The following is a 26,519-nucleotide window of genomic DNA, read 5'->3' as shown; positions in this document are numbered from 1 at the left end:
ATGATAAAAATAGCGTCGATTTTACAGTTTCTCTTATTGTCACTCACTCTCTGTTCATCTTTTTTTGTTCACAGTGCTAATAAGCTCAATGGAGTGCGGGTTTGGGCTGCGCCGGAATCGACTCGAGTTGTTTTTGATCTAAGTCATGCGCCTAATTTTACGCATTTTACATTATCCAACCCCTACCGTTTGGTTGTTGATCTTAAAGGTACTTCAACCTCTTTCAACCTTAGTAAGTTGGCTAATAACAGTAAATTAGTAAAAAGAGTTCGGATAAGTAAGCCACCCTCTAAAGGGACCTTAAGACTGGTTATTGATTTGACAAAACCGGTTAAATCAAATTTATTCTCTTTGTCTCCGACAGCTCCTTATGGCAACAGACTAGTGGTCGATCTTGATGCCAGTGGCTCGAAACCTGCGGTAAGTAACAGTAAGCCTAAAGTTAAGCTTAGAGATATTATCGTGGCGATAGATGCAGGCCATGGAGGTGATGATCCTGGTTCAATAGGACCGTCGGGTATCTACGAGAAGCAAGTGGTGCTGCAGATCGCAAAGAAAGTTGAAGCTAAGATTAATGCGACGCCCGGAATGAAGGCTGTGATGACTCGTTCAGGCGATTATTTTGTCAATCTGAATAAACGATCTGACATTGCTCGCAACAGTAAAGCCGATCTATTAATTTCAATACATGCTGACGCATTTACATCACCTCAACCTAGAGGAGCTTCAGTGTGGGTGTTATCGATGAGGCGAGCAAACAGTGAGATTGGTCGCTGGCTTGAGCATAGAGAAAAACACTCAGAACTATTAGGCGGCGCCGGCGAAATAATTCAAAATACTGATAATGAACAGTATTTAGCCATGACATTGCTTGACATGTCCATGGACAGATCGATGGCCATTAGCCACAATATTGCTGATGATGTGCTGTCAAACTTGGGCAAAGTGACTAAGTTACACAAGTACAAGCCTGAGTCGGCTAGTTTTGCCGTATTGAAATCCCCTGATATCCCCTCGATTTTGGTTGAAACAGGCTTTATTTCCAACCATAAAGAGGAAAGACTACTAACGCAGCGAGATCATCAGAATAATATCGCAAATGCGGTACACAAAGGTGTGCTTAAATACTTTGAGTCCAATCCGCCAGTCAACTCTTTGATGGCGAGTAAAGGATCAATTAAGCATAATGTGCGTAAAGGGGAATCTTTATCTGTGATAGCCCATAAGTACCAAGTTTCGATCATTAGTATCAAGCAGGCCAATGGTTTGAAGACAAATACCCTGCGAATTGGTCAAAAATTGGTTATTCCTAGAGCATAGTTTGTTATAGGCTTAGGGGCATATTTGCCGCTGAGCTTAACTATTTAAGATAAAAGATATGACTATACAGATCCTATCGCCACAATTGGCAAACCAAATCGCTGCTGGTGAGGTTGTCGAACGACCAGCCTCAGTGATTAAAGAGTTGGTAGAGAACAGCTTAGATGCTGGCGCAACCCGAGTTGATATCGAGATCGATAAAGGGGGCAGCAAGCTGATAAAGATCCAGGACAATGGTTCTGGGATCATCAAGTCTGAATTAGCTTTAGCGCTATCTAGACACGCCACCTCAAAGTTGAGCTCTTTAGACGATCTTGATGCTATTTTGAGTTTTGGGTTTCGAGGTGAAGCGCTCGCAAGTATTAGCTCAGTTTCTCGATTGACCTTAACCTCACGCACTGCTGAACAAACTGAAGCCTGGCAAGCCTACACAGAAGGCTCTGATATGGCGGTAAAGATTATACCGGCGGCTCATCCAGTAGGTACAAGTATCGAAGCCGTTGATCTTTTCTTTAATACCCCTGCGCGAAGACGATTCCTCAAAAGTGATAAAACTGAGTTTACTCATATTGATGAGTGGCTTAAGCGTATTGCTTTGGTAAAACCAGAGATCCACTTTACGTTAAAGCACAATGGTAAGCAGGTTCGTAATTATCGTCCTGCTAATAATCAAGACCAGTACTTAATGCGTTTAGCTCAAGTCAGTGGCAAAGCCTTTGCTGAACAAGCACTCGAGATTAATTCACAACATGAAGGGTTGAAGTTAAGTGGTTTTATTCAATCACCATATTTTGATTCTCCAAACAGTGATACTCAGTTTTTCTATGTAAATGGCAGATTGATCCGCGATCGTTTAGTGAGTCACGCTGTAAGGCAGGCTTTTTCTGAATACGGAACGGGTGAGCAAACCTCTTATGTGTTGATGTTAGAGATTGAGCCCAATCAAGTGGATGTTAATGTCCACCCAGCAAAGCATGAAGTTAGGTTTCATCAAAGCCGCTATGTTCATGACTATATTTTGCAAGCGTTGCAATCGGCATTGATTCAAGTGACTCAAACTTCACTGCAGTTTCCTGAGAAAAAATTGAAGGAATCAGTTCAAGATAGCTACCAGAGTAAACCTTTGTCAGAGAGTCGTGTCGCTGAAGTGACTCCGTCAAGTTATTTGGCTCATTCTGGCGGGGAGCAAAGAGGTGCGCCGAATACTTCATTTGGTCAATCAAGTTCGCAGCCTTCCTATTTAAGAGGTAGCGATGCTTCATCTCGTGCTCAAGCAGAGCTGCCTTCGGCGAGTGAAATTGCAACCTATACTCGATTATTAAAGACCCCAGAGCTTCAGAGAACGCCTAGTGCGGCCGATAATGATTTAGTGAGTCAAATGCCTCCAGTCTTAGCGGGTAAATATTGGGTGCGCGTTACAGGGGATGAGTTATCTTTATTATCAATAGAGACAATTGCAAATTGGCTTGTTAAAAGGGACATTTTGGACAAAATAGCCGTTGGGTTAATCAGTCAGCCTTTGCTTATGCCTGTTTCAATTAAGTTCGATGAGGATTGGCTGAAGACTATTGATGAAAGAGAGCTGCTACTCAGAAAGTTAGGAATTGAAATAACAATCCGCCTAGGGCAGTTGATTATAAAAAAAGTGCCCCCATATTTAAGACAGAGTCAGTTAGTTACAGTGATCCCTGAACTATTGCAGTGGCTTAGGTTCGAAGAACCCAGTGATGAGGCTTTAGCCTCTTGGCTAGTCGCTCAAGACAAGGCAAGATTTGAGTCAGTGGTAGAAACCTGGCAGGCATTGAGTATGTTGGACAAAGATATCCAGCATGAATTAACACAGAAGGCTAAGGTTTTACCTTGGTTGTCTTGGCTAGAAGAGTAACCGAGTGACTGAAGATAGTGCGTCTACACACACAAGTGATCGTGTTTTACCCCAGATCTTAACATTAATGGGTCCAACTGCTTCGGGTAAAACAGCGCTAGCTATAGAGCTGGTCGAGCAGCATAATTGTGAGATTATCTCGGTAGATTCTGCTCTTATCTATCGAGGGATGGATATCGGAAGTGCAAAGCCCACAGCTGAAGAGTTGAGTAAGGCTCCCCATAGGCTCATTAATATTCGGGATCCGTTAGAGAGCTATTCAGCTGCGGATTTTAGATGTGATGCCTTGTTGGCGATAGAAGATATTCTAGCTAAAGGAAAAACCCCACTACTTGTCGGTGGGACGATGATGTATTTTAAGGCATTATTAGAAGGCTTATCACCGCTTCCAGCGGCAGATGATTCGATTAGAGTGCAGATAAAAATTGAATCAGAGGAGCATGGGTGGCAGTATCTGCATGATGAACTTAAGCGGATAGATCCTGTTTCAGCTGAACGTATTCACCCTAATGATCCGCAACGATTATCTAGGGCTATCGAAGTGTACAGAATTAGTGGCAAATCGCTCACTGAACTCACGAAAATTAAGGCAGAACCTCTGCCTTACGACGTTGTTCAATTTGCTATTTCGCCAAAAGATCGAAAAGTGTTACATCTTTCTATAGAAGAAAGATTCAAATTGATGTTAAATCAAGGATTCGTTGAGGAAGTGCAGTCGCTCAGGGAACGAAATGAGCTGCATATAGACCTGCCTTCGATGAGGTGTGTTGGCTACAGACAATGTTGGCAATACCTAGATGGCGAGTATGACTATGATAATATGGTTGAAAAAGCGATAGTTGCTACTAGGCAATTAGCTAAACGTCAATTAACATGGTTGAGAGGGTGGCCTGAGCTAAATTGGCTAGAAAGTGGAGTAGACTCAAATCTGACCACTGTATTGCGACATTGTCGCTAGCAAGTTAGTCCTTGCTATATAATACTAAAACTAAATAAAAGTTATGTTGTATTAGTTTTACTACTTATTTTTAATAAAAAGGAAATTACAAAATGGCTAAGGGGCAATCTTTACAAGACCCGTTTTTGAACGCACTGCGCCGTGAACGCGTTCCTGTTTCTATTTATCTTGTTAATGGCATCAAACTACAAGGACAGGTTGAGTCATTTGATCAATTTGTTATTTTGCTGAAAAACACGGTCAGTCAAATGGTATACAAGCATGCTATTTCTACTGTTGTTCCAGCACGCCCTTTTAACGTGAGTGCGCATCATGCTACACCTGCACCAACACCAGCTGGTGGTTTTAATGGTCAGACTGATGACACTAGCGAGTAATCATTGATAAGGAGTTTGCTTTTTGTTTGATCGTTATGAGGCGGGAGAAAACGCGGTTCTTGTCCATATTGAGTTCTCCGATGAGGAACGTAGGGAAGATTTGGTCGAGCTTCAACTTTTAGTTGAGTCGGCTGGTGCCCAGTGTATTGGAGTGATAACAGGAAGCCGTCGTTCGCCGGACCGAAAGTTTTTTGTAGGCTCGGGTAAGGCTGACGAATTAGCTGCTATGGTTGCTGCGACAGAAGCGAATGTGGTGATTTTTAATCATGCACTGAGCCCAGCTCAAGAGAGAAACCTTGAGCTGGTTTGCCAATGTCGAGTGTTAGACCGTACCACGCTCATTTTAGATATTTTTGCACAGAGAGCACGTACGTACGAAGGAAAGTTACAGGTAGAGCTAGCGCAGTTACGCCATATGTCGACTCGCCTTATACGTGGCTGGACTCATCTGGAACGCCAGAAAGGTGGTATTGGTATGCGAGGACCTGGGGAGACTCAGCTCGAAACCGATAGACGTCTACTCCGAGGTAGGATTAGCACCATCAATAAGCGTTTAGCAAAAGTAGATAAACAACGTGAACAGAGTCGAAGGGCCAGAAATCGTAGTGATTTAGCGACGGTTTCATTAGTTGGTTATACCAACGCAGGTAAATCGACTCTATTCAACTCTCTTACAGCGTCAGATGTGTATGCAGCAGATCAGCTTTTTGCTACTTTAGATCCGACTTTAAGAAAGTTAGATCTGGAAGATGGTAATATTATTCTGGCTGATACAGTAGGTTTTATTCGTCATTTGCCACATGACTTAGTGGCGGCGTTTAAGGCTACATTGCAAGAAACACGTCAAGCTGAACTACTACTCCATATTGTTGATTGTCATGATGACAATATGGCGGACAACTTCGAGCAAGTTCAACTTGTACTCAAGGAGATCGGTGCCGAAGACGTTCCACAACTTATTGTTTGCAATAAGATTGACTTGTTGGATGAGGTTTGCCCTAAAATCGATTATGATGATGAAGGCGTCCCCATTAGAGTGTGGGTTTCAGCTCAAAAACAACAAGGTCTAGAATTATTAAAGGAAGCTATCAACAGCATTGTTGGAAAGACGACTTTAACATTAGACTTAGAAATTCCAGCAACTGCTGGACATTATCTTGGTCAGTTATACCGACTTGATGTGATACAGCAGAAAGAATATGACGATCTGGGGAACTGTATCTTGTCTGTGCGCTTGTTAGAGGCCGATTGGCGTCGACTTGTGAAGCAGAGCGAAGGAGAGTTAGAGGCGTTTGTTGTTGAATATTCGACAGCAGAGTAGTTTTTAGTGATCTCATTTATTTCATACACCTGTGGAGTGCTAAATGGCTTGGAATGAGCCCGGTAACAAGGGTAAAGACCCTTGGGGAAATAAAAGTGGAAACGATAAGGGACCACCGGACCTAGATGAAGTTTTTCGCAATATCTCTAAACGCTTTGGCGGCGGAAAAGGCAATGGTTCAGGCCCGAGCTTCAGCTCGTTCAGCTTAGTTATTGTTTTGGGTATCGCTGTTGCTGTATGGGGGCTATCAGGTTTCTATACTGTGAAAGAAGCGGAAAAAGGTGTTGAACTCAGATTTGGTAAGTATGTCGGTGAAGTTGAGCCTGGTTTACAATGGAAGGCAACTTTCATTGATGAAGTCTTCCCAGTCAACGTAAACACTGTTCGTTCAATCCCTGCCTCAGGAAGCATGCTTACTGCTGATGAGAATGTGGTTTTAGTCGAACTCGATGTGCAATACCGTGTTGTCGATGCTTATAACTTCCTGTTTAGCGCTGTTGATGCCAACGCCAGTTTACGTGAAGCAACGGACAGTGCTCTGCGCTATGTTGTTGGTCACAATAAAATGGATGACATCCTGACAACTGGTCGTGATCAAATCCGTCGTGATACTTGGGCTGAAGTTGAGCGTATTATCGAGCCATACAAGCTAGGTATTCAGATTGAAGATGTTAACTTCTTGCCCGCACGTCCGCCGGAAGAAGTTAAAGACGCTTTTGATGATGCTATCTCAGCTCAGGAAGATGAACAGCGCTTTATTCGTGAAGCTGAAGCTTATGCAAGAGCTATCGAGCCAAAGGCTCGTGGTCAAGTTCAACGCATGGAGCAGCAAGCTAACGCTTATAAAGAACGTGAAATCCTAGAGGCTAAAGGTAAAATTGCTCGTTTCGAGCTGTTACTGCCTCAGTATAAAGCTGCACCAGAAGTGACTCGTGAGCGTCTGTACCTGGACTCTATGCAAGAAGTTATGAAAGGGACAAGCAAAGTGTTGGTTGACTCTAAGAGTAGCAACAACATGATGTACTTACCTTTAGATAAGTTGATGCAGAACAGCCAGTCTGACAGTAAGCCTCGTAAGGTAAGCTCAAATTCTTCGCTTAATTCGTCAAGTAATACGGTGAGTAAAAACAGTATGCCAACTGACTCACGTCCATCACGTGGCGAACGTCAAGGGAGGAACTAAAAAATGGGAAGATTAGTCGCAATTATTGCAGCAGTACTTGTCGCTGTACTTTTGTCCTCCATTTTGATCGTTAATGAAGGCGAGAAAGCCATTGTTTCACGCTTTGGTAAGATTTTAAAAGATGAAGGCGTCACTCGTATCTATGAGCCAGGTCTTCACATTAAACTGCCTATGATAGATAAGATTAAGTTTCTTGATTCACGTATCCAAACTATGGATGGCGCGGCTGACAGATTCGTTACTTCAGAAAAGAAAGACCTTATGGTTGATTCTTACGTGAAGTGGAGAATATTTGACTATGAGAAATACTATCTTTCTACTGGTGGCGGTATTAAAGCAACTGCCGAATCACTGCTTCAACGTAAGATCAATAACGATCTTCGTACCGAGTTTGGTCGTCGCACGATTAAAGAGATTGTTTCGGGTAGCCGTGATGAACTGCAACAAGATGCCTTAGTTAATGCTGCTGAAAGTGCCGCAGATTTGGGTATTGAAGTGGTTGATGTCAGAGTAAAACAGATTAACTTACCTGCAAACGTAAGTTCAAGTATCTACCAGCGTATGCGTGCAGAACGTACCGCTGTAGCGAAAGAGCACAGAGCGCAAGGTATGGAACAATCTGAAATTATTCGTGCTAAAACAGATGCATCAGTTACTATTCAAATTGCAGATGCTGAACGTAAAGCATTAGAAGTAAAAGGTGAAGGTGATGCGCAATCAGCTAAGATTTACGCTGATGCCTATTCCAAGGATGCAGAATTTTACAGCTTTCTCCGTAGCTTAGAAGCTTATAAGGCGAGTTTTGCTGATGGTTCAAATGTCATGATTTTAGAGCCTGATAGTGAGTTCTTTAAATACATGAACAGCTCCCAAGGTAAATAAAGTCCTTTTAATTAAAAGCTCGGCTTAGGCCGAGCTTTTTTTTGCTTATCATATCTAACTCCCTAATTTAGCGATGAATACTATTTATTTTTATCCTTTCTTTTTGTTGAAATATCTTTAAAACCTCACTTATAACGTGTGTTTTTTAAGCTAAGATAGCTATTTTGCTAACATAGTTAACTTTGTTCTCTGTTTTACTATGATCTGCTTCTGATTTTTGGCTATAATGAGTACCACCTCAAGTTCTTTTTTTTAGTTTTGGGGTAAACACCAAATTCCGAAAATTTAAAACAAAAATTCCAACACTCTCTGGAGATAAGTGGATGAGCAATGCGCCAGTCGATACCGGACGTCGCAGATTTCTGACCGCAGCAACCGCCGTAGTAGGTGGTGTGGGTGCCGTAGCTGTAGCGGTACCTTTTATAAAGTCATGGAATCCGAGTGCCAAAGCGAAAGCTGCAGGCGCACCGGTTGAAGTAAACATAAGTAAAGTAGAGCCGGGTCAATTGATCCGTGTTGAGTGGCGTGGAAAGCCTGTATGGGTTGTACGCCGTACTGAAGAGATCCTTGAGAATCTAGCGACATTAGATGATCAACTTCGCGATCCTGCATCAGTGGAAGAACAGCAACCTGTTTATGCCCAGAATGCCGGACGTTCAATCAATCCTGAGTTCTTTATCGCAGTGGGGCTTTGTACTCACTTAGGTTGTTCTCCTACCTATTTACCAGATACTTTTGGTGAGCAGGTTGAAGGTGTACCTTCTGGTTTTTTCTGTCCATGTCATGGTTCTAAGTTTGATATGGCTGGTCGAGTATTCCAAGGTGTGCCAGCTCCGTTGAACTTAGTTGTTCCACCTCATCAATACATCGATGACAGAAATGTCTTGATCGGTGTTGACCAAGGGGCTGCGTAATGGTTAAGAATATAGTTGATTGGATTGATGCTCGTATACCTATGACGGCTACCTACAACCGTCATGTTGGTCAATATGCAACACCTACTAACTTTAATTTTTGGTACTTTTTTGGCTCGCTAGCCATGTTAGTTCTGGTAAACCAGTTACTAACAGGGATCTGGCTGACCATGAATTACGTCCCAACGGCTGAAGGTGCGTTTGCTTCAATCGAATACATCATGCGTGATGTCGAGTATGGTTGGTTATTACGTTATATGCACTCAACAGGCGCCTCGGCGTTTTTTGTGGTCATCTATCTGCACATGTTCCGTGGTCTAATTTACGGTTCATACCAGAAGCCTAGAGAGTTACTATGGCTTTTCGGCATGTTGATATTCTTGGTGCTAATGGCTGAAGCCTTTATGGGCTACTTGCTACCGTGGGGCCAAATGTCCTACTGGGGAGCGCAGGTAATTATCTCCTTGTTTGGAGCCATTCCCGTTATTGGTGATGACCTAACATTGTGGATTCGTGGTGACTTTGTCGTCTCTGGAGCAACGCTGAACCGCTTCTTTGCACTGCACGTTATTGCATTACCTTTAGTGCTGGTTGTTTTAGTTTTCTTACACTTAATTGCATTGCATGAAGTGGGATCAAACAACCCTGACGGTATTGAGATTAAGAAGAACAAAGATGAGAATGGCTGGCCTATCGATGGTATCCCATTCCACCCTTACTACACTGTTAAAGATATTATGGGCGTCGCTGGCTTCCTGATAGTCTTCTGTTATGTGTTGTTCTTTATGCCTGAAGGTGGCGGTTATTTCCTTGAAAAGCCAAACTTCGAAGCAGCTAATCCAATGAAGACTCCTGAGCATATTGCCCCAGTTTGGTATTTCACACCTTTCTATGCAATCTTGCGTGCGATCCCTGATAAATTATTAGGTGTTATCGGTATGGGACTTGCGATAGCAGTGCTGTTTGTATTGCCTTGGTTAGACCGTTGTAAGGTTAAGTCTGTTCGTTACCGTAGTCTGACTCATAAGCTGAACATCGCTCAGTTTGCAGTGTCTTTCGTGGTTCTTGGTTATTTAGGTGCTGTTGCGGCTACACCTGCATTAACCATCGCAGCTCGTGTCTTTACTCTGACTTACTTCGGTTTCTTCGTATTCCTTTGGATATACAGTAAGAACGAGAAGACTAAGCCTGTTCCAGAGAGGTTGACTCACTAATGAAAAAATTGATTATTGCATTAGTTACCTTAATTCCTACACTTGCTTTTGCAGCCGGTGGTTCACATGTCACGCTAGAAAGCGCGAACATTGATCTGCATGATAAAGAGTCACTGCAACGTGGATTGGATAACTTCCAACTCTATTGTGCAGGTTGTCACAGCACTCAGTATCAACGTTATGATCGTGTTGCGAATGACTTAGGCATTCCTCTCGATGATATGCGTGCTAAGTATATGTTCGATGACAGCGTCAAGCCTGGTAGTTTGATGGAAAATGCGATTCCAACTGCCGATGCAGCTAAATGGTTTGGTGCTTCGCCACCGGATCTTACTTTAGTGGCTCGTGTGCGTGGAGAAGATTGGATTTATTCATATTTGAAGGGATTCTATCATGATGAGAATCGTCCTTTCGGTGTCAATAATACCGTGTTCCCAGCTGTAGGCATGCCGCATGTATTGCAAGAACTGCAAGGCCTTCCTGTTAAGCAAGAAGATGGTAGCTTAGTCGCTACTGGCGGAAAGTTAACGGCTGAAGAATATGATCAAGTTGTTCGCGACATTACTGGATTTCTCGTTTATTCGGGTGACCCAGTTAAACTTGAGCGTGAAAGCTTAGGTTGGTGGGTGATGGGCTTCTTGTTTATCTTCTTCGTGATAGCTTACTTGCTAAAGAAAGAGTACTGGAAAGATGTACACTAACCCTTAGAAAGGTTAGAATGCATCATTCGCATACTGTAAACGAGGGGCTTTGCCCCTCGTTTTGCTTTTTGTTTTTTTGCTTTTTTCATTAAATCTCGGAGGGTATCAATGGCTGTTGCTGCCAATAAACGCTCAATCATGACCCTGTATTCAGGTGCTGACGATCTATATAGTCATCAAGTTCGTATCGTCTTAGCTGAAAAAGGAGTTACAGTTGATGTACTTCAGGTTGAACCAAATGATATGCCTGAAGATTTAATCGAATTGAACCCTTACAACACAGTGCCGACTTTGGTTGATCGTGAATTAGTGCTTTATAACTCACGTATTATCATGGAGTACTTGGATGAGCGCTTCCCTCACCCACCTCTAATGCCTGTCTATCCTGTATCTCGTGGACGTACACGTTTGATGATGCACCGTATCCAAAAGGATTGGTATTCATTAGTGGACCGTATCCGCAGTGGTGACCGTGCTGATGCTGCTCGTAAAGAGTTGCAAGAAGGCTTAACGTCTATCGCACCGATATTTAATGAGATGCCATATTTTATGGCGGAAGATTTTGGTTTAGCAGATTGCTACTTAGGCCCATTACTATGGCGTTTACCTGTACTTGGCATCGAACTCGATACTCGCACAGCTAAAGAAGTTAAAGCGTATATGACACGTCTGTTTGATCGTGAATCATTTAAAGCGTCATTAACTGAGGCCGAGCGCGAAATGCGCATGGGTGATTAAATGATGCCTATGACCCCGAATCGTCCATACTTGCTGCAAGCATATTATGACTGGTTAATGGATAACGAGCTGACTCCACATGTGGTTGTTGATGCTTATGTTCCTGGTACTCAGGTTCCACAACAATATGTGAAAGATGGTCAAATTGTACTTAACATTACCTCTTCTGCTGTAGCTAACCTACAGATAGGACATGAGTATATTGAGTTCAATGCACGTTTTGGTGGTGTACCTCAACAAGTTGTTCTTCCTATGGCTGCGATAGTTGCTATCTATGCCAGAGAAAATGGTGCCGGCACCGTTTTTGATTTAGAAGATGCATATCAACTTGAAGGTGAGGAGCTTGAGCCAGGTTTATCTGTTGTTGATGCAGCAAAAGATGAAGAGACTGATGATGGCCCTGAAACACCAGATCCAAAGCGTCGAGGTCATCTCACGTTAGTTAAGTAACTTTTAGCTAATAGAAATAAGCCAGTCACATGACTGGCTTTTTTTATGCAATATTTCTAGTCTCTTGCCTGTTTCTTCCTCTGCTCTTCGCCGAATATAAGGCATCATCCGCTTCCTTAATAACGTGGTCTAAGTTGTGTTGTCCAGTGAAGATGCACAGACCAATAGATGCGGTGATTTTGTATTTTTGGTCGGCATAATAAAAAGGTGAGTTTTCTAGTTTGAGTAAAAGAGTGTTGGCTCTGTTTATGGGGGTGGCGGATTCAGTGTCTATGTACACCATGGCAAACTCTTCTCCTCCGACTCTAGCGAGTAATCCACTGTCGCCTATATGTTCCTTTAAAAGGTGGCTTACGTGCTTGAGAGCCTCATCGCCCGCATCATGCCCACCTGTATCATTTATGCGTTTAAAGTGGTCAATATCAATGATCGCTAAGGCTAGTTGCTGTTGATCTAGCTGCTTTAACAGTATCTGTTGAAAGTTATCAATGAAATGGCGACGATTATTGAGAGAGGTCAAAGGATCAGTGTTAGCCAGTCTCTCAAGGTAGATCTCATTTAATTCTGAGTAACGCTCACTTATTAGCAACAGTAAGATAATCGTAAATACGCTTGAACCCACCATAATGACTCTCAACAGGTTGAGCTGCTGTGCTTGTAGTTCATATATTTCAGGCAGTGATGGCCAGCCATTGATCTGGAAAAAGCAGTAGAGGCTAAGGTTGGCAATAAAGAGTAATGCGGAGGAGCGCCACTGCGCTATCTCGAAGAATGCTGCGGGTATAATGGCAAATAGTAAAAAGTAGTAGTGGATCAGAAATATGGTGCCTTGGGCTAAAAAAAGAGTGACGGCAGTATCTGACATTACAATGATAAAAATGGCCCATCTGGCTAAGAAAAATCTCCCTGAATGATTAAGCCACCATACTAAAGGCAATAAAAGTAAGAAGGGAGTTTGTATCAACCCTGAGTAAAATACAGTCCAGTTTCCCGTCAGGTAAAAAAGTACATCAAAAATAAGAATTGTGGCAGCACTTACCATCACGCCAAGGTTCACTTGTATGACCTTGCGCTCTAAGGTTTTACTGCTGCAATGTTGGCAGCCTAAGGTTAATAGCTTAAGAAAAAGGGACGATAGGCTCGGCATTATTATCGCTCTTGTTTATCTAAGATTAAGCATAGTTGTTTTTATGCCATGTGTGGTGATCCATATGGGACTCTGTGTTAGCATCTGCCGCCAATTACCCTACTATCAGCGTTTTACATTTCGGACCGATTTATGCTTTTGATGATCGATAACTATGACTCTTTCACATTTAACTTAGTGCAATATTTCCAGCAGCTTGGTCAAGAGGTTGTGGTTAAGCGAAATGATGAGATCACCATCGCCGAGATAGAAATGTTAGCCCCGACTCACATTGTTATTTCCCCTGGGCCTCGTAGCCCAAATGAAGCGGGAATATCATTAGCCACCATTGAATATTTTGCAGGAAAGCTACCAATCCTCGGCGTGTGTTTAGGACACCAAGCGATTGCACAAGTTTTTGGTGCTCAAGTGATACGTGCTAAGCGGGTCATGCATGGTAAAACCAGCTGTATTACTCATCTGGGAGAGCGGCTTTTTAGTGAGTTGAATAACCCTCTGACGGTGACGCGTTATCACTCTTTGTTAGTCGAATCATTGCCCGATGACTTTACGCTTGATGCGTGGTTTGATGACGAGGTTCATGGGCGTGAGATCATGGCCATGAGCCATATTCGTTTACCGATTTATGGGGTGCAGTTTCATCCTGAGTCTGTGCTTACTGAGCAAGGGCATGAGTTATTACAGAATTTTCTCAACTTAAGTTAATACCGTTCTTTTTTATCTTTACCCTTTTAGAGCTTCACTTTTCTTAGCTTGTTACAAGATTTCCTTATTTTCCTCACTAAAATGAGGCTGTTTTGTGATATAAATATCGCAAAATAATATCAATGACGCAGTATGACCCTCTGTTTTAGATAGTCATGATCATTGAAAAATAAAAGGAAGCACAATGACGAGTCTGATAAGACATTCGGGACTAAGTGTCCTAGCTATTGCCATCTTAAGTGGCTGTACGGCAACCTCAAGTGAACAAACGATAAACGAACAAGTTACCCAACAGCAAAGTCAGGTTTTACTCGCCAGTCCTCCTAAGGTTAATGAAGCACTAAGCCTAAAGCAGATCATGGCTAATCCAGACTGGATGGGAATATTGGCTAAAGGGGCGTATTGGGGGGATGATAGTCAGTCTATCTTTTTCGTTCGACAAGCTCACGGCAATCCAGTTAAAAACTACTATGAACAAGCATTGAATGGCGATAAAGCAACGCAGTTGACGCTCAATGAATTACATAAAGCATCTCAGAAATATGGCGTACTTGATAACAAAAAAACTAAAAAAGCTTATATCTATCAAGGTAACGTCTTTGTAAAGCAACTGAGTTCGGGCTTAATTTCACAGTTAACCAGACAAAACTCACCTGTTAATGGCGTACGTTTCCTAAATAATGGCGATATCGCTTATTGGCAGGGAGATGATATCTATCGTATTCATAACTACACGGGTATGCATGAGCAAATAGCCAGCATAAAGATGTCTGCCAAACCAAAAGGCGTGGAAGACCCATCAAGTTACATTGCTAAGCAGCAACACAGGCTGATCAAGTATGTGTCTCAGCAGCATGATAATGATAAAAAGAGAGAGCAATATAAGGCTGAATTAGCTGAACAAGATCCAACACTGGCAAGCAAGGTTTGGTATTTGGGAGACAGTGAAACGGTCTCTGACTTAAGCCTTTCACCAGATGGACGATATGTTCTGCTTTCATTAATCGATAAAGGATATAGCTGGCGTGGCGAACACGACATCATGCCTAACTATCTTGGTAAAGATGGGTATGTTGATGCCGTACCTGCTAGAGCGCGTGTAGCGGAAGATAAGAATCCGGGTGAGCGCCTAGTCTTGTTGGATCTCGACACTCACACTGAACGTGCAATCACTATCGAAGGGCTTGAAGGTTTCGATGAAGATGTGCTCGCTAAAGTAAAGGCCGAAAATGCCAAGGCGAAGGGTGAATCTTATAAGAGTGAGCGTGCGCCACGTAAAATTCAATTAATACAAGATTGGGGATGGGAGCAGAGCGCGATTCAGTGGCAAGAAGCGGATAACAAAGTGGCTGTCATGCTTGAGGCAGTCGATAATAAAGACCGCTGGATAGCAACATTAGATCTGGATAAAGGCTCGCTTAACACTGAACACAGATTGCATGATGACGCTTGGATTAACTATAACTTCAATCAGTTTGGTTGGTTGCCCGCTACCGACGATCTCTATTATTTGTCTGAAGAAACCGGTTACTCTCACCTCTATCTTAAGCGTGAAGGTAAAGAAGCTGAGCCTTTAACTCAAGGTCAATACGTCGTTAGTGATATCACTCTTGGGCCCAAAGCCCAGTTTATCTATTACAAGGCCAATAAAAGTCATCCAGGTATCGACAATGTCTATCGCGTGGAGATCAATACAGGTAAAGATGAGCAGTTAACGCAGTGGGATGGACAGCTTGATTACAGTTTGAGTCCAGATGGTAATAATTTGCTACTCAATGCTTCACGTCGTACAGAGCCGAGTGAACTTTATCTGCAGCCTATCGGCGGCGATCTTAAAAAGATGACCTCATACACCAGTGATGCTTTCAAACGTTATCCTTGGCAAGCGCCAGAGGTTGTTACTGTGCCGTCAAGCCATGGTGCTGATGACGTGTATGCCCGAGTCTACCTACCACAAGGGTATGATAAGAGCCAAGCAGACAAGTATCCTGCGGTGATCTTTAATCATGGTGCTGGTTACCTGCAAAATGCACATTACGGCTTCTCAGGTTACTTCCGAGAGTTTATGTTCCATAACTTGCTTACCCAACAGGGTTATGTGGTGATGGATATGGATTATCGCGGTTCAAAAGGGTATGGACGTGATTGGCGTACGGCTGTATATCGCCAAATGGGCACGCCTGAGGTTGAAGATCTAAAAGATGGCGTAAGCTGGATGGCGGCAAATGCTAATGTTGACGCTAATAAGGTTGGTACTTATGGCGGTTCATACGGTGGCTTCCTGACCTTTATGGCGCTCTTTAACGAGCCAGAGTTATTTCAAGCAGGAGCTGCTTTACGTCCGGTTACTGACTGGGCGCATTATAATGCCCCGTACACTTCAAATATTCTAAACACACCAGATGTCGATCCTATCGCTTACGAACGTAGCTCGCCAATTGAGCACGCTCAGGGTCTGCAAAAACGATTACTGATTATGAGTGGAGTACTCGATGACAATGTCTTTTTCCAAGACAGTGTTCGTTTAGTGCAGCGTTTGATCGAGCTGGAAAAACCTATGTTTGAAACTGCTATCTACCCTGTTGAGCCACACGGCTTTAAAGAACCATCAAGTTGGTTAGATGAATACCGTAGGATCTATAAACTATTCAATGAAGAGCTCAAGTAAGGTCTAGAAATATAAGCCTCTGAACGGAGGCTTTTTTATTTCTAAATCCATTGGGGGAGGAAGTAAAACTCCCCATCAACTTAATGGGCTTGGGTGTTGCTAGGCTCGTTATTTATCGGCAATGTATAAATATTGTTAATAAAGGTGCTAAATTATCACTTAGACCTTTTTGAGGAAAAATAGACAGTGGCTATATCAGTGGCAGGTGGAGTTAGGCCAGGTAAGGTTATTGAAATAGAGCATAGACTTTATAAACAGTTGATCGTGGGAAAACAAAAATCTGATTCCATGTTTGATGAATTGGATGCTGAGTTAGAGGATGATGCTAACAAACTGGCTATAGAACGAGAAGCTGTATTAGAGCGATTAGCTAAACAGATAGAAGCAAAACAAGTTTTTGAGCGAGTATCAGAGCAGCTAATTAAAACAGTAAGTAACGCCGTTAATCACAGGTTAGCTTCGGCTGATGCTGTTATAAAAAGTGCCGGAGTTAATGAATCTCAATTGTTGATGTTGGAGCTCCTACAGGGGAGTAACATCGATATCAATCGCCTTCGCCCATTAATTGCAAACGAATCATGGTTAGTCCGCGATCTTCTCAATATCGTTAACAGCACCTCATTCAGACATCGACGCCCAAAAGGGTCTGATGTGAAACTGACAGACTTAAAATTGGTGCTTAACTTTATCGGCATCGAAAATATCAAGTTGTTGATCCCGCATTTTTGCTTAAGAAATTGGTTGCCTTCAGGACATGCAAACTTGCTGTGGACGACTCGTAAGTTGTGGCGTTATTCCATGGTGAGTGCGATTGCTGCTCAGGCACTGGGAAAGCTGCATGAAAAAGACAGCATATTTGTCTATATCTGTACTCTGTTAAGCCAGTTAGGGCCCTCTGTAGTATTAAAAAATAGTACCTTATTGTTTGAGGAAACATGGGGACTCTGGTTGGGGGAAGCCAATAATAGTAGAGATAAAGAGCTTTATGATGCTGTTTTAGTGACGGAGTTTCCATCACAGAAAGTATATGAGTTAGTGATAGAGCACGGCGATAGATTGAACTGGCAGCTACTGCAGCAGTTAAATTTTAGTGACAGCCCTATGACGTCAGTAATGGCAGAGTTAGATAATAACTTGAGTTATAAAGATCTCTCTGAAAATGCGTCTATTGTTGCCAGAGCAAACTGCTACGCTAAAGTGGTGCTATTAGAAGAGATGAAGCTGATAAACCCGCAAGAGAAGCGCATTATGTTCGACTATTATGAGTTGAGCGAGCAAGAGCTAATCAGGCTCAAAGGTCAAAATTATCGAAAGTTAAATATTATCTGATCCCTTCTCTTAGCATTTATCAGCCTTAAAAGTCGTGGTGACACAGCAGGGGGCGGGGTTTATACCCAAGCTACCTCAAGATGCTCGTTTCAGAGCTCCCGTAGGATAGCTGAACAAGGCAGTGATTGAGGATAATGGCTATTCCCTTATTGATATCACTAACACAGTGCAGATATTCTACGGGAACTCCCGAAGGGCACGGCGAGAAGCAACATGTTTCTGCGTTATGAAAAAGTGAATTAGAATAACTAGTCCAGCAATTTCGTGCCTTGAACTCTGTCACTTCTCGACATGCTGAATCCTGCATCTTGAAGTTGTTTGGGTATAAGCTTTAAACATATACTAATTAGCGGTTAACTTTGGTGTATTTAATACTATTCACTCGTTAACTATGCATGTTTGGTGAATAGTTAGCGGAAATGGTTTCGAATAACTTTTTTTATGACTAATTATGCTCGAAACCCCCGTTATAAACGCTTGTATAATTCTTAAACTCAACTCTTTATGCAATAAATGTGTGCAATAGATCTTAGTTGGGTGTAAGAAACTGGCGTTTTGATCACATTTTCGCTATTAATGTCTATTAAGTAATAAAAATTAGCACCGCCATCATGAGTTTTTATAAAGAAAAAGGCGGGCATAGTGGCTTTCAGAGCCATCACAACAATAAAGGATGAGAAGGTATGAGCGTAAACAAGACCCTGACAAGAGCCCAGTTTGATGAAGTGATGGTGCCTAATTATGCGCCTTCGGCTGTTATTCCTGTTCGTGGAGAAGGAAGCCGAGTTTGGGATCAAGAGGGTAATGAGTTTATCGATTTTGCGGGTGGTATTGCCGTTAACTGTCTGGGTCATTGTCACCCAGCTTTGGTTGGTGCACTGAAAGAGCAGGGCGAGAAGCTTTGGCACCTGTCTAATGTAATGACCAACGAGCCAGCTTTAGCACTTGCGACTAAGTTAGTGGATGCGACTTTTGCCGATCGTGTCTATTTTGCTAACTCAGGTGCAGAAGCAAACGAAGCAGCACTTAAGCTTGCGCGTCGTTACGCTATGGATAAGTTTGGTGCAGAGAAAGATCAAATCATCGCATTCGATAGAGCTTTCCATGGTCGTACTTTCTTTACCGTAAGTGTCGGTGGCCAAGCGGCTTACTCTGATGGTTTTGGTCCAAAGCCACAAAGCATTACTCATGTTCCTTTCAATGATATTGCTGCACTAGAAGCTGTATTCTCTGATAAAACCTGCGCGGTCATGATGGAGCCACTTCAAGGTGAAGGTGGAATTATCGACGCCGATCCAGAATTCCTAAAAGCAGTGCGTGCCCTGTGTGATAAGCACAACGCGCTATTGGTCTTTGATGAAGTACAAACTGGTGTGGGTCGTTTGGGCGAACTATATGCCTACATGCGCGGCGATGTTGTGCCTGACATTCTGACCACGGCTAAAGCCCTAGGTGGCGGATTCCCAATCGCGGCGATGCTGACGACTAAAGAGATTGCTGATCACCTTAAAATAGGTACTCACGGATCGACTTATGGTGGTAATGCACTTGCCTGTGCTATCGGTAATGCAGTTTTGGATGTTGTAAACACTCCTGAAGTCCTTAACGGCGTTAAGCTTCGTGAGAAGTTGCTTCGTGAAGGTCTTAACAAGATTAATGATAAATACCAGGTTTTCTCTGAAGTTCGTGGACAGGGTTTACTGCTTGGTGCTGTATTGAATGACAAATATCAAGGACGTGCAAAAGAGTTCCTCGTTGCATCAGTGGGTGAAGGCTTAATGTGCCTAGTTGCTGGTGCTAACGTAATACGTTTCACTCCTTCTCTGGTTATTCCTGAAACTGATATCGCCGAAGGGCTAGTTCGCTTTGAGCGTGCTGTAGCTAAAGTCGTTGCAGCCTAATTGACATACCGAGTGTTGAAGTGTTCAACACTCTTTTTTTGTCATTAGGAATGCTTGAATCTTAACCTATTTAAACTTGCCTTAATTAGAGCAAGGAAGGGGGAAGAGGAGAGTGAAAGTGAGGAGGCTCAGAGATGTTAATAATACGTCCCATAAGATCTAGCGACTTTGAAGCGCTGTATCAAATAGCTGAAGAATCCGGTCACGGGTTTACATCATTGCCTGTCAATGAAGAGCTGCTTAAAAGCAAGATAGCCAGAGTAGAAGCTTCATTTCTTAAAGAAGTGAATAAACCTTTTGATGAAGGTTATCTCATGGTGCTTGAAGACACCGAAACTGGTGAAGTCGTCGGAACATGTGGTATCGAAGCTGCTGTTGGAATGGTCGATGCTTTCTACCATTACAGGCTCGGTACTGAGGTATATCATTCAGAACAGATTGACGTTAGAAATGAGGTTGAGACCCTAACCTTATGTCACGATTACACCGGTGCAGCTGAGTTGTGTACGCTATTTTTACGTGGTTCATACCGTAAAAATAACAATGGTCGCATGTTGTCCCGTAGTCGATTCCTGTTTTTAGCCCAACATAAGCAGCGATTCGGTGAAACCGTGATTGCTGAAATGCGTGGTGAAAGTGATAAAGATGGGAACTCCCCATTTTATGATTGGCTGCAAAAGCATTTCTTAGGAATAGATTTCGTTGAAGCGGATTATCTTTCAGGCCTTGGTCAGAAAGGCTTTATGGCTGAGATGATGCCTAAAAATGCGGTCTATGTATGTCTGTTACCAGAAGCCGCGCAAAAGGTGATTGGTGAAGTGCATACTAACACACGTCCAGCGTTGAATTTGCTCCAAGCTGAAGGATTCAGATGCCGTGGTTATGTGGATATTTTCGATGGTGGTCCCACGGTCGAATGTAATATTAATGATATCCGTTCGGTTAGAGAGAGCCGTTTATTGACGGTAACTATTGGCGTGCAACCAGCATCAGACACTAGCTATGTTATCTCAAACACACAGTTGGCGAACTATCGTGCGACATCTTCAACACTGCTTGTTAGTCAAGAAAGTGATGAGGTTGTCATCTCACCTGAATTAGCAGCTGGCTTGCTGGTTAAGCAAGGTGAGCAAATCCGTATTTTGGCTTTGTAGGAAACAAATAATGACTCAATTTATAAACGGCCAGTGGATCACTGGTTTAGGTCACGATGTGACATCTAAAAATCCCGCGAACAATGAAGTGATCTGGAGCAGCAAAACTGCAACAGCAGATCAGGTCAACACCGCAGTTGAAGCAGCTCGTGAAGTACAGTTCGATTGGTTTATGCTTGGATTTGAAGGTCGTCTGGCGATCGTTGAAGCTTACCGTGCTCAGCTTGAAGCGAACAAGGCCGAGATAGCTGAAGTTATTGCCCAAGAAACTGGCAAGCCTCAATGGGAGACAGCCACAGAGGCTGGCGCCATGATAGGTAAAATAGGCCTTTCAGTGGCGGCTTATAAAGAGCGTACTGGCAGCACTGAGAACGATATTCCTGCTGGACGCGCCGTTTTACGCCATAAGCCTCACGGTGTAGTTGCCGTATTTGGCCCATATAACTTCCCTGGTCACTTGCCAAATGGCCATATCGTGCCAGCACTCCTTGCGGGTAATACCGTGGTTTTTAAGCCATCAGAGCTGACGCCTAAAGTCGCTGAACTCATGCTTAAGTGTTGGGAAAAAGCGGGATTACCAGCCGGTGTTGTTAACTTAGTCCAAGGTGAAGTTGAAACAGGTAAAGCGTTAGCATCACACCCACAGATAGATGGTCTGTTCTTTACGGGAAGCTCTCGTACTGGTCATATTTTACATCAGCAATACGCTGGTGAGCCGGGTAAGATTTTAGCCTTAGAGATGGGCGGCAATAACCCGCTAATCATCAAAGGTGTTAAAGATACTAAGGCTGCAGTCCATGACATCATTCAGTCAGCGTATATCTCTTCGGGTCAACGTTGTACTTGTGCGCGTCGTCTCTATGTTGAAAAAGGCGCTGAAGGTGATGCGTTATTACTTGAGCTAGCTGCCGCGGTTAAGCGTATTCAAGTGGGAGCTTGGAATACTCAACCTCAGCCATTTATGGGATCCATGATTTCAGAAGTGGCGGCGAAAGGCATGGTACAAGCGCAAGATAACCTACTTAAATTAGGCGCTCACTCTCTGGTTGAATTGACGCATCTTGAAGCAGGTACGGGTTTAGTCTCACCGGGTTTGATTGATGTTACTCAAGTGATTGAACTGCCAGATGAAGAGTACTTTGGGCCTCTGCTGCAGGTGGTTCGTTACACCGACTTTGATGAAGCTATTAAGCTAGCAAACAAGACTCGCTATGGTCTATCTGCCGGTATTCTTGCGGACAGTCGTGACGATTACGAATACTTCTTAGCGCGTATTCGTGCAGGTATCGTGAACTGGAACAAGCAGATCACTGGCGCATCGGGTGCTGCACCATTTGGTGGTGTTGGCGCATCGGGTAACCACAGAGCGAGTGCATTTTATGCTGCCGATTACTGTGCTTATCCAGTTGCTTCTGTTGAGGCTGATACTGTTAGCCTACCAGCGAGCCTAAGCCCAGGTTTAAGTATCTAATACTGAAAGTTGTTAAAAGTAATGGGAGGCATCGTAAGGTGGCTCCCATATTTATAAATGGTACAGAAAGTCAGATAGGTTTAAACCACTTTACTCTCGCTGTACTTATATCGTGATAACAATAATACCAGGACTGACCTAGGTCGGTGATTGGCTCGCGATGCCGTTAAGGAATAAATTGATGCACACCGATGTTAACAAGCTATTTAAATCACTTTGGAATGATTATATTGAGATGACGCCTTCTGCTGCTAAGGTTCATCAACTCCTGTCAAAAGGGGAGACCATCATCAATGATCATATTGCCTTGCGTACGTTCAATATTGAGAAGGTAAACTTAACGGTTTTAGCTGCTCATTTTGAAAGCTTGGGATATGTAGACAGTGGCGATTACAACTTCGAAGCGAAAAAGCTAAAAGCTAAGCATTTCGAACACCCAGATCCAACTCAGCCTAAGGTCTTTATCTCTGAGTTGATGGTTGAAGAGTTTAGCCCACAGCTACAAGGTATTATTAAAGGTTTAGTTGAACAGATCGATATCGACGCAACGACTGCTGATAACTTCCTTTATTCAGGACGTCATTGGGATCTGGATTTTACCACTTATGAAGCACTACTTGCCGAGAGCGAGTATGCGGCTTGGGTAGCAGCTTTTGGTTACCGAGCGAATCACTTTACAGTCTCAATCAATCACCTTCCTGGATACTCAACTATTCTAGATGTGAATGAGACCTTGAAAAAAGGGGATTTCGTGTTGAATTCGGCTGGCGGTGAAGTGAAAGGATCGGCTGAAGTCTTGCTTGAGCAATCTTCAACGATGGCAGATAAGATAGAAGTTAGCTTTAAAGACGTTCAGAAGTCGATTCCTAGCTGTTTCTATGAGTTTGCGCTGCGTTACCCTAAGGCTGATGGTGAGCTTTATACTGGCTTTGTCGCAGCTTCTGCTGACAAGATTTTTGAAAGTACAAATGTAAGTTAAGCACTCGATGTAAACTAAACATTGGTATAAGAGGCCGTCCAGAGTGACGGCTTTTTGCATTAGAACTCCAACTTTACCCTCAAGCCTCCCTGTTTCATGCTTTTGGTAAAGGTGAGTTTTATCTCGTACTGTTCGGCAATATCTTTAACAATCGAGAGTCCAAGGCCATGACCCATGGTATCTTCATCCAAGCGCTTACCTCGATTAGTGAGCAGACTTAACTCATTATCTGCAACGCCGGGTCCATCATCTTCAATGGTTAGACTAATTCCCTTATTACAATTATCGTCAGTGCAGACAGTCACTTCCACGTACTCTTTTGCCCATTTATGCGCGTTGTCGAGTAAGTTTCCGATAAGTTCCATTCCATCTTCACGATGTATCGGAAGTCGGGTAATGGTTTCGGGAATGTTGAACTTGCAGGTGATCTGCTTATTGAAATGAACCTTGTTTAAGGTTTTAGCCAAGTCTTGAATATCTTTAGGAAGTTGCATCTGGGCCGCAGGCAACATATCACCAGTGATCCGCGCGGTGGCTAACTTTCTTTCTATCATCTTATGAATAAGGTCTAGTTGGTTTTGTAATGCGATCGCAGAGTCAGGATCTTTTAATCCTAATACTTCCACTTGTTGCTGCATAACGGCCAGTGGGGTTTTTAGCCCATGGCTGAGGTTACCGATATTGTTACGACTGCGCTCCATTTGCTTACTTGAGTAAGTTAATAGGTCATTGTAAGTGGACGCGAGGGGGCGTAGCTCTGAAGGAAGGTCGTTGACCTCTAGGGAGGTGATGTCTCCTTCTCGGAGTCTAGAGAGTGCATCTTGTATCTGGTTGATAGGCTTAAAAGATTGCCTTAACACTAAGAAAATACCGGCAATCATCGCCAATAACATACCCAAGTTGACGCCAAATTTAGTGCCGTAAATTTGGGTAAAAACCTTACGTCCGATACTTAAGTCTTGAGCTACGGTTAAAGTGGCTCCAACATCCATTGAGTCGGATCTCAGACCGATGGAGAGAAGCTGTATATCGTGATTCAGAGGCCCTTTGGCTTGCCACACACGGGTTTCCCCAAGCGCAAGTTTTTCGATATCGAGTTTTTGATCCCATAAAGAGCGAGATCGGATCTCAAGATCGGCAAGATCAAGTTGATAGTATCGTCCTGAAAATACAGGTTTATAAAATCCAGAAAGTTGGCTCTGATCTATTTCTAACTGCTCGCCATCAAGATGTGTCGCCAGCATGACTTGCTCAATATCTTCCTGTAAGCGGGCGATAATGGAATCATGAAAGGCCTGACGCAGCATGGTTTCGAAAAAAATGATGCCAACTGCGGTAGATAAGATGACTAAACCCGTTAACCAAAGGCTGAGTTTAGTCTTGATTGATATCATTCTCTGATGCCGTGGAAGATATATCCTTGGCCACGACGTGTCTCAATGCTGGTTTTACCGAGCTTTTTGCGTAGGTGAGTGACATAAACCTCGACTACGTTACTCTCTTTTTCATCATCAAACTGATATAGCTTATCTGTGAGTTGAGCTTTAGAGAGAAGCTTTTTAGGCGACATGATAAATATCTTTAGCAGTCTAAATTCCATGGCGGTAAGTTCAAATCTCTCCTCTTTAACCACCACAGTCTGCTGATCTTCATCTAACGTCACACCAGCAAAGCTGAGTTCTTTAGAGGGGGAGTTGGCTTTACCGTGAGCTCTTTGTATTAAGGCGTTGATTCTGACCAATAGCTCTTGAGTATGGAAAGGTTTACCTAAGTAATCATCTGCGCCGGCATTAAAGCCTTCGACTTTTTCGTGCCATTGGCTTCTTGCCGTCAGCATAATAACAGGGGTATTGATGCCTTGGTTACGCCATCGGCTCAACAGGTCCAAACCATTATCGTCTGGCAGACCAATATCCAATATCACACAATCATAATTGGTCTCTTTAAGCAGATAATCGGCTTCGGCGGCCTTATCGGTTACATCAGTGACGTACCCGGCCTGCTTCAATTGCTTCTCTAGTTCTGCAACCAGTAATTCATTATCTTCAACGAGCAGTAGTTTCATAGGAACCTGTCAATAAAAGGTATCAAAGGAGTTGGTGTTACCAGGGACTATTTTTCAAAAGCACGGCATTCACTTGGCAATGATTTATTAGGATTAGGTTGTCCAGTGCTGGCATCCAAGCTTAGATCTATGATTTGGCCACGTTGTGCCTTAATTTGCAAATCATAACGCCATTTTCCTTTGTCTTGATACAGATGGGCATCAATAAGTTTCCCAAAACAGAAAGACTCAGTCTTGGTTAAGGTGACATCGAGAGAGAGGATTTTTCCCGTACTGACTAACTCTTTCGCTTGATTATGTTCAAGCTCGATTAGTGTGGTAGCAAGAGATGTTATAGGCAGTAAGGTCGCAAGAGCTAATAAGCCAAATAATTGAGCTCTTGTCATTAGCATTTTCTCCAAAAAAATGGCCTGAGATTATCTCAGGCCACTTTAGCGAAGCTATCTTAAATCTAACTTAATGTTAGCTTAGCGAGTACCGTATACTACGATTGTTTTACCGTGAGCTTGGATCAAACTTTGCTCTTCAAGCATCTTCAGAATACGACCAACAGTTTCACGTGAACAACCCACAATTTGACCAATCTCTTGACGAGTGATCTTAATTTGCATGCCGTCTGGATGAGTCATCGCATCAGGCTGTTTTGCCAAATGTAATAGCGTTTGGGCAATTCTTCCAGCAACGTCAAGGAAGGCTAAATCACCGACTTTTTGACTTGTACTGTGCAGACGGTAAGCCATCTGAGAAGAAAGCTTCATCAAAATTTCAGGATTTACCTGGATCAACTGCTTAAATTTCTTGTAAGAAATTTCTGCAATTTCACAAGGCTGTTTGGCGCGAACCCAAGCAGTACGCTCAGCTTGCTCTTCAAACAAACCAAGTTCGCCAATAAAGTCGCCCTGGTTTAGGTAAGAGAGGATCATCTCTTTACCTTCTTCATCTTTGATTAAAACAGCGACTGAGCCTTTGACGATATAGTAAAGAGTATCTGACTCTTCACCAGCGTGGATCAAAGTACTTTTGGCTGGATACTTATGAATGTGACAGTGTGATAAAAACCATTCCAAAGTAGGATCTGGTTTAGGCTTACCAATAAGAGCCATGCCTATGTTCCTCGACTGTTTAAATTAAATACAAGAATATGCTAAATAAGCAGT

General features: G+C 43.0%; 24 protein-coding genes. 19 read left to right on the top strand and 5 right to left on the bottom strand.

What is annotated here, in order from left to right:
* From FN961_RS02030 to FN961_RS01975, 12 genes are all read left to right on the top strand, one after another.
* Complete coding sequence (locus tag FN961_RS02030) at positions 1-1,320, top strand: N-acetylmuramoyl-L-alanine amidase (RefSeq protein WP_143562887.1); 1,320 nt, start codon at positions 1-3, stop codon at positions 1,318-1,320.
* Positions 1,321-1,378: 58 nt separating this feature from the next.
* Positions 1,379-3,205 carry a DNA mismatch repair endonuclease MutL gene (mutL, locus tag FN961_RS02025; protein WP_143562886.1) on the top strand — a complete coding sequence of 609 codons (1,827 nt, stop codon included), beginning with the start codon at positions 1,379-1,381 and terminating at the stop codon, positions 3,203-3,205.
* A gap of 67 nt (positions 3,206-3,272) precedes the next feature.
* Positions 3,273-4,163 (top strand): tRNA (adenosine(37)-N6)-dimethylallyltransferase MiaA, encoded by an 891-nt coding sequence (gene miaA / locus FN961_RS02020; protein WP_143563130.1) that lies wholly within the window; start codon positions 3,273-3,275, stop codon positions 4,161-4,163.
* 92 nt (positions 4,164-4,255) lie between these two features.
* Complete coding sequence (gene hfq / locus FN961_RS02015) at positions 4,256-4,540, top strand: RNA chaperone Hfq (protein WP_143562885.1); 285 nt, start codon at positions 4,256-4,258, stop codon at positions 4,538-4,540.
* A 22-nt stretch (positions 4,541-4,562) separates the two neighbouring features.
* On the top strand, positions 4,563-5,861 hold the full coding sequence (gene hflX, locus FN961_RS02010) for a ribosome rescue GTPase HflX (protein WP_143562884.1): 1,299 nt from the start codon (positions 4,563-4,565) through the stop codon (positions 5,859-5,861).
* A 43-nt stretch (positions 5,862-5,904) separates the two neighbouring features.
* A complete protein-coding gene (gene hflK, locus FN961_RS02005; RefSeq protein WP_143562883.1) occupies positions 5,905-7,044 on the top strand; it encodes an FtsH protease activity modulator HflK in 1,140 nt (379 codons plus the stop codon).
* Between the two features lie 3 nt (positions 7,045-7,047).
* Positions 7,048-7,926 (top strand): protease modulator HflC, encoded by an 879-nt coding sequence (hflC, locus tag FN961_RS02000; RefSeq protein ID WP_143562882.1) that lies wholly within the window; start codon positions 7,048-7,050, stop codon positions 7,924-7,926.
* A 323-nt stretch (positions 7,927-8,249) separates the two neighbouring features.
* On the top strand, positions 8,250-8,840 hold the full coding sequence (gene petA / locus FN961_RS01995; protein ID WP_143562881.1) for a ubiquinol-cytochrome c reductase iron-sulfur subunit: 591 nt from the start codon (positions 8,250-8,252) through the stop codon (positions 8,838-8,840).
* The gene (locus tag FN961_RS01990) at positions 8,840-10,054 is read left to right on the top strand and encodes a cytochrome b (protein ID WP_143562880.1); all 1,215 of its coding nucleotides are present in this window, start codon (positions 8,840-8,842) and stop codon (positions 10,052-10,054) included. Before petA ends, FN961_RS01990 begins: the two co-directional genes overlap by 1 nt.
* The gene (locus FN961_RS01985; RefSeq protein ID WP_143562879.1) at positions 10,054-10,755 is read left to right on the top strand and encodes a cytochrome c1; all 702 of its coding nucleotides are present in this window, start codon (positions 10,054-10,056) and stop codon (positions 10,753-10,755) included. The genes FN961_RS01990 and FN961_RS01985 overlap by 1 nt, the downstream gene beginning before the upstream one ends.
* 108 nt (positions 10,756-10,863) lie before the next feature.
* Positions 10,864-11,493 carry a stringent starvation protein SspA gene (gene sspA, locus FN961_RS01980; RefSeq protein WP_143562878.1) on the top strand — a complete coding sequence of 210 codons (630 nt, stop codon included), beginning with the start codon at positions 10,864-10,866 and terminating at the stop codon, positions 11,491-11,493.
* The gene (locus FN961_RS01975) at positions 11,494-11,943 is read left to right on the top strand and encodes a ClpXP protease specificity-enhancing factor (protein WP_143562877.1); all 450 of its coding nucleotides are present in this window, start codon (positions 11,494-11,496) and stop codon (positions 11,941-11,943) included. It begins immediately after the preceding gene.
* A 43-nt stretch (positions 11,944-11,986) separates the two neighbouring features.
* On the opposite strand, the gene FN961_RS01970 is transcribed toward FN961_RS01975, so the two are convergent.
* Positions 11,987-13,090: a GGDEF domain-containing protein gene (locus FN961_RS01970; RefSeq protein ID WP_143562876.1), complete on the bottom strand. Its 1,104-nt coding sequence runs from the start codon at positions 13,088-13,090 to the stop codon at positions 11,987-11,989.
* A gap of 132 nt (positions 13,091-13,222) precedes the next feature.
* Between FN961_RS01970 and FN961_RS01965 the strand changes: the two genes are divergently transcribed.
* From FN961_RS01965 to FN961_RS01935, 7 genes are all read left to right on the top strand, one after another.
* The gene (locus FN961_RS01965) at positions 13,223-13,795 is read left to right on the top strand and encodes an anthranilate synthase component II (protein ID WP_143562875.1); all 573 of its coding nucleotides are present in this window, start codon (positions 13,223-13,225) and stop codon (positions 13,793-13,795) included.
* A gap of 184 nt (positions 13,796-13,979) precedes the next feature.
* Positions 13,980-16,463, top strand: coding sequence for a S9 family peptidase (locus tag FN961_RS01960; RefSeq protein ID WP_143562874.1), 2,484 nt, complete (start codon positions 13,980-13,982; stop codon positions 16,461-16,463).
* Between the two features lie 186 nt (positions 16,464-16,649).
* On the top strand, positions 16,650-17,792 hold the full coding sequence (locus tag FN961_RS01955; RefSeq protein ID WP_143562873.1) for an HDOD domain-containing protein: 1,143 nt from the start codon (positions 16,650-16,652) through the stop codon (positions 17,790-17,792).
* A 683-nt stretch (positions 17,793-18,475) separates the two neighbouring features.
* Positions 18,476-19,693 carry an aspartate aminotransferase family protein gene (locus tag FN961_RS01950; protein WP_143562872.1) on the top strand — a complete coding sequence of 406 codons (1,218 nt, stop codon included), beginning with the start codon at positions 18,476-18,478 and terminating at the stop codon, positions 19,691-19,693.
* Between the two features lie 134 nt (positions 19,694-19,827).
* Positions 19,828-20,847: an arginine N-succinyltransferase gene (gene astA, locus FN961_RS01945; protein WP_143562871.1), complete on the top strand. Its 1,020-nt coding sequence runs from the start codon at positions 19,828-19,830 to the stop codon at positions 20,845-20,847.
* A 10-nt stretch (positions 20,848-20,857) separates the two neighbouring features.
* Positions 20,858-22,318: a succinylglutamate-semialdehyde dehydrogenase gene (gene astD, locus FN961_RS01940; RefSeq protein WP_143562870.1), complete on the top strand. Its 1,461-nt coding sequence runs from the start codon at positions 20,858-20,860 to the stop codon at positions 22,316-22,318.
* Between the two features lie 181 nt (positions 22,319-22,499).
* Positions 22,500-23,297 carry a DUF1338 domain-containing protein gene (locus tag FN961_RS01935; RefSeq protein ID WP_143562869.1) on the top strand — a complete coding sequence of 266 codons (798 nt, stop codon included), beginning with the start codon at positions 22,500-22,502 and terminating at the stop codon, positions 23,295-23,297.
* Positions 23,298-23,356: 59 nt separating this feature from the next.
* On the opposite strand, the gene FN961_RS01930 is transcribed toward FN961_RS01935, so the two are convergent.
* The 4 genes from FN961_RS01930 to crp all read right to left on the bottom strand — a co-directional run bounded on the left by FN961_RS01930 (position 23,357) and on the right by crp (position 26,465).
* The gene (locus tag FN961_RS01930) at positions 23,357-24,691 is read right to left on the bottom strand and encodes an ATP-binding protein (protein WP_143562868.1); all 1,335 of its coding nucleotides are present in this window, start codon (positions 24,689-24,691) and stop codon (positions 23,357-23,359) included.
* Positions 24,688-25,362 (bottom strand): response regulator transcription factor, encoded by a 675-nt coding sequence (locus FN961_RS01925; RefSeq protein WP_143562867.1) that lies wholly within the window; start codon positions 25,360-25,362, stop codon positions 24,688-24,690. Before FN961_RS01925 ends, FN961_RS01930 begins: the two co-directional genes overlap by 4 nt.
* A gap of 47 nt (positions 25,363-25,409) precedes the next feature.
* Positions 25,410-25,748: a PepSY domain-containing protein gene (locus tag FN961_RS01920; RefSeq protein ID WP_143562866.1), complete on the bottom strand. Its 339-nt coding sequence runs from the start codon at positions 25,746-25,748 to the stop codon at positions 25,410-25,412.
* Positions 25,749-25,829: 81 nt separating this feature from the next.
* Positions 25,830-26,465, bottom strand: a complete 636-nt coding sequence (gene crp, locus FN961_RS01915) for a cAMP-activated global transcriptional regulator CRP (RefSeq protein WP_012144207.1) — start codon at positions 26,463-26,465, stop codon at positions 25,830-25,832.
* Positions 26,466-26,519 lie beyond the last annotated feature (54 nt).

Origin of the sequence: Shewanella hanedai (assembly GCF_007197645.1) — a bacterium.
Classification (GTDB): Bacteria; Pseudomonadota; Gammaproteobacteria; order Enterobacterales; family Shewanellaceae; genus Shewanella; species Shewanella hanedai.
This window is presented reverse-complemented; position numbering and strand designations above follow the sequence as displayed.

Excerpts from the sequence above, each read along its gene's own strand:
- FN961_RS02030 (WP_143562887.1), top strand. The coding sequence starts at position 1 with ATGATAAAAATAGCGTCGATTTTACAGTTTCTCTTATTGTCACTCACT.
- mutL (WP_143562886.1), top strand. The coding sequence starts at position 1,379 with ATGACTATACAGATCCTATCGCCACAATTGGCAAACCAAATCGCTGCT.
- miaA (WP_143563130.1), top strand. The coding sequence starts at position 3,273 with ATGGGTCCAACTGCTTCGGGTAAAACAGCGCTAGCTATAGAGCTGGTC.
- hfq (WP_143562885.1), top strand. The coding sequence starts at position 4,256 with ATGGCTAAGGGGCAATCTTTACAAGACCCGTTTTTGAACGCACTGCGC.
- hflK (WP_143562883.1), top strand. The coding sequence starts at position 5,905 with ATGGCTTGGAATGAGCCCGGTAACAAGGGTAAAGACCCTTGGGGAAAT.
- hflC (WP_143562882.1), top strand. The coding sequence starts at position 7,048 with ATGGGAAGATTAGTCGCAATTATTGCAGCAGTACTTGTCGCTGTACTT.
- petA (WP_143562881.1), top strand. The coding sequence starts at position 8,250 with ATGAGCAATGCGCCAGTCGATACCGGACGTCGCAGATTTCTGACCGCA.
- FN961_RS01990 (WP_143562880.1), top strand. The coding sequence starts at position 8,840 with ATGGTTAAGAATATAGTTGATTGGATTGATGCTCGTATACCTATGACG.
- FN961_RS01985 (WP_143562879.1), top strand. The coding sequence starts at position 10,054 with ATGAAAAAATTGATTATTGCATTAGTTACCTTAATTCCTACACTTGCT.
- sspA (WP_143562878.1), top strand. The coding sequence starts at position 10,864 with ATGGCTGTTGCTGCCAATAAACGCTCAATCATGACCCTGTATTCAGGT.
- FN961_RS01975 (WP_143562877.1), top strand. The coding sequence starts at position 11,494 with ATGATGCCTATGACCCCGAATCGTCCATACTTGCTGCAAGCATATTAT.
- FN961_RS01970 (WP_143562876.1), bottom strand. The coding sequence starts at position 13,090 with ATGCCGAGCCTATCGTCCCTTTTTCTTAAGCTATTAACCTTAGGCTGC.
- FN961_RS01965 (WP_143562875.1), top strand. The coding sequence starts at position 13,223 with ATGCTTTTGATGATCGATAACTATGACTCTTTCACATTTAACTTAGTG.
- FN961_RS01960 (WP_143562874.1), top strand. The coding sequence starts at position 13,980 with ATGACGAGTCTGATAAGACATTCGGGACTAAGTGTCCTAGCTATTGCC.
- FN961_RS01950 (WP_143562872.1), top strand. The coding sequence starts at position 18,476 with ATGAGCGTAAACAAGACCCTGACAAGAGCCCAGTTTGATGAAGTGATG.
- astA (WP_143562871.1), top strand. The coding sequence starts at position 19,828 with ATGTTAATAATACGTCCCATAAGATCTAGCGACTTTGAAGCGCTGTAT.
- astD (WP_143562870.1), top strand. The coding sequence starts at position 20,858 with ATGACTCAATTTATAAACGGCCAGTGGATCACTGGTTTAGGTCACGAT.
- FN961_RS01935 (WP_143562869.1), top strand. The coding sequence starts at position 22,500 with ATGCACACCGATGTTAACAAGCTATTTAAATCACTTTGGAATGATTAT.
- FN961_RS01930 (WP_143562868.1), bottom strand. The coding sequence starts at position 24,691 with ATGATATCAATCAAGACTAAACTCAGCCTTTGGTTAACGGGTTTAGTC.
- FN961_RS01925 (WP_143562867.1), bottom strand. The coding sequence starts at position 25,362 with ATGAAACTACTGCTCGTTGAAGATAATGAATTACTGGTTGCAGAACTA.
- FN961_RS01920 (WP_143562866.1), bottom strand. The coding sequence starts at position 25,748 with ATGACAAGAGCTCAATTATTTGGCTTATTAGCTCTTGCGACCTTACTG.
- crp (WP_012144207.1), bottom strand. The coding sequence starts at position 26,465 with ATGGCTCTTATTGGTAAGCCTAAACCAGATCCTACTTTGGAATGGTTT.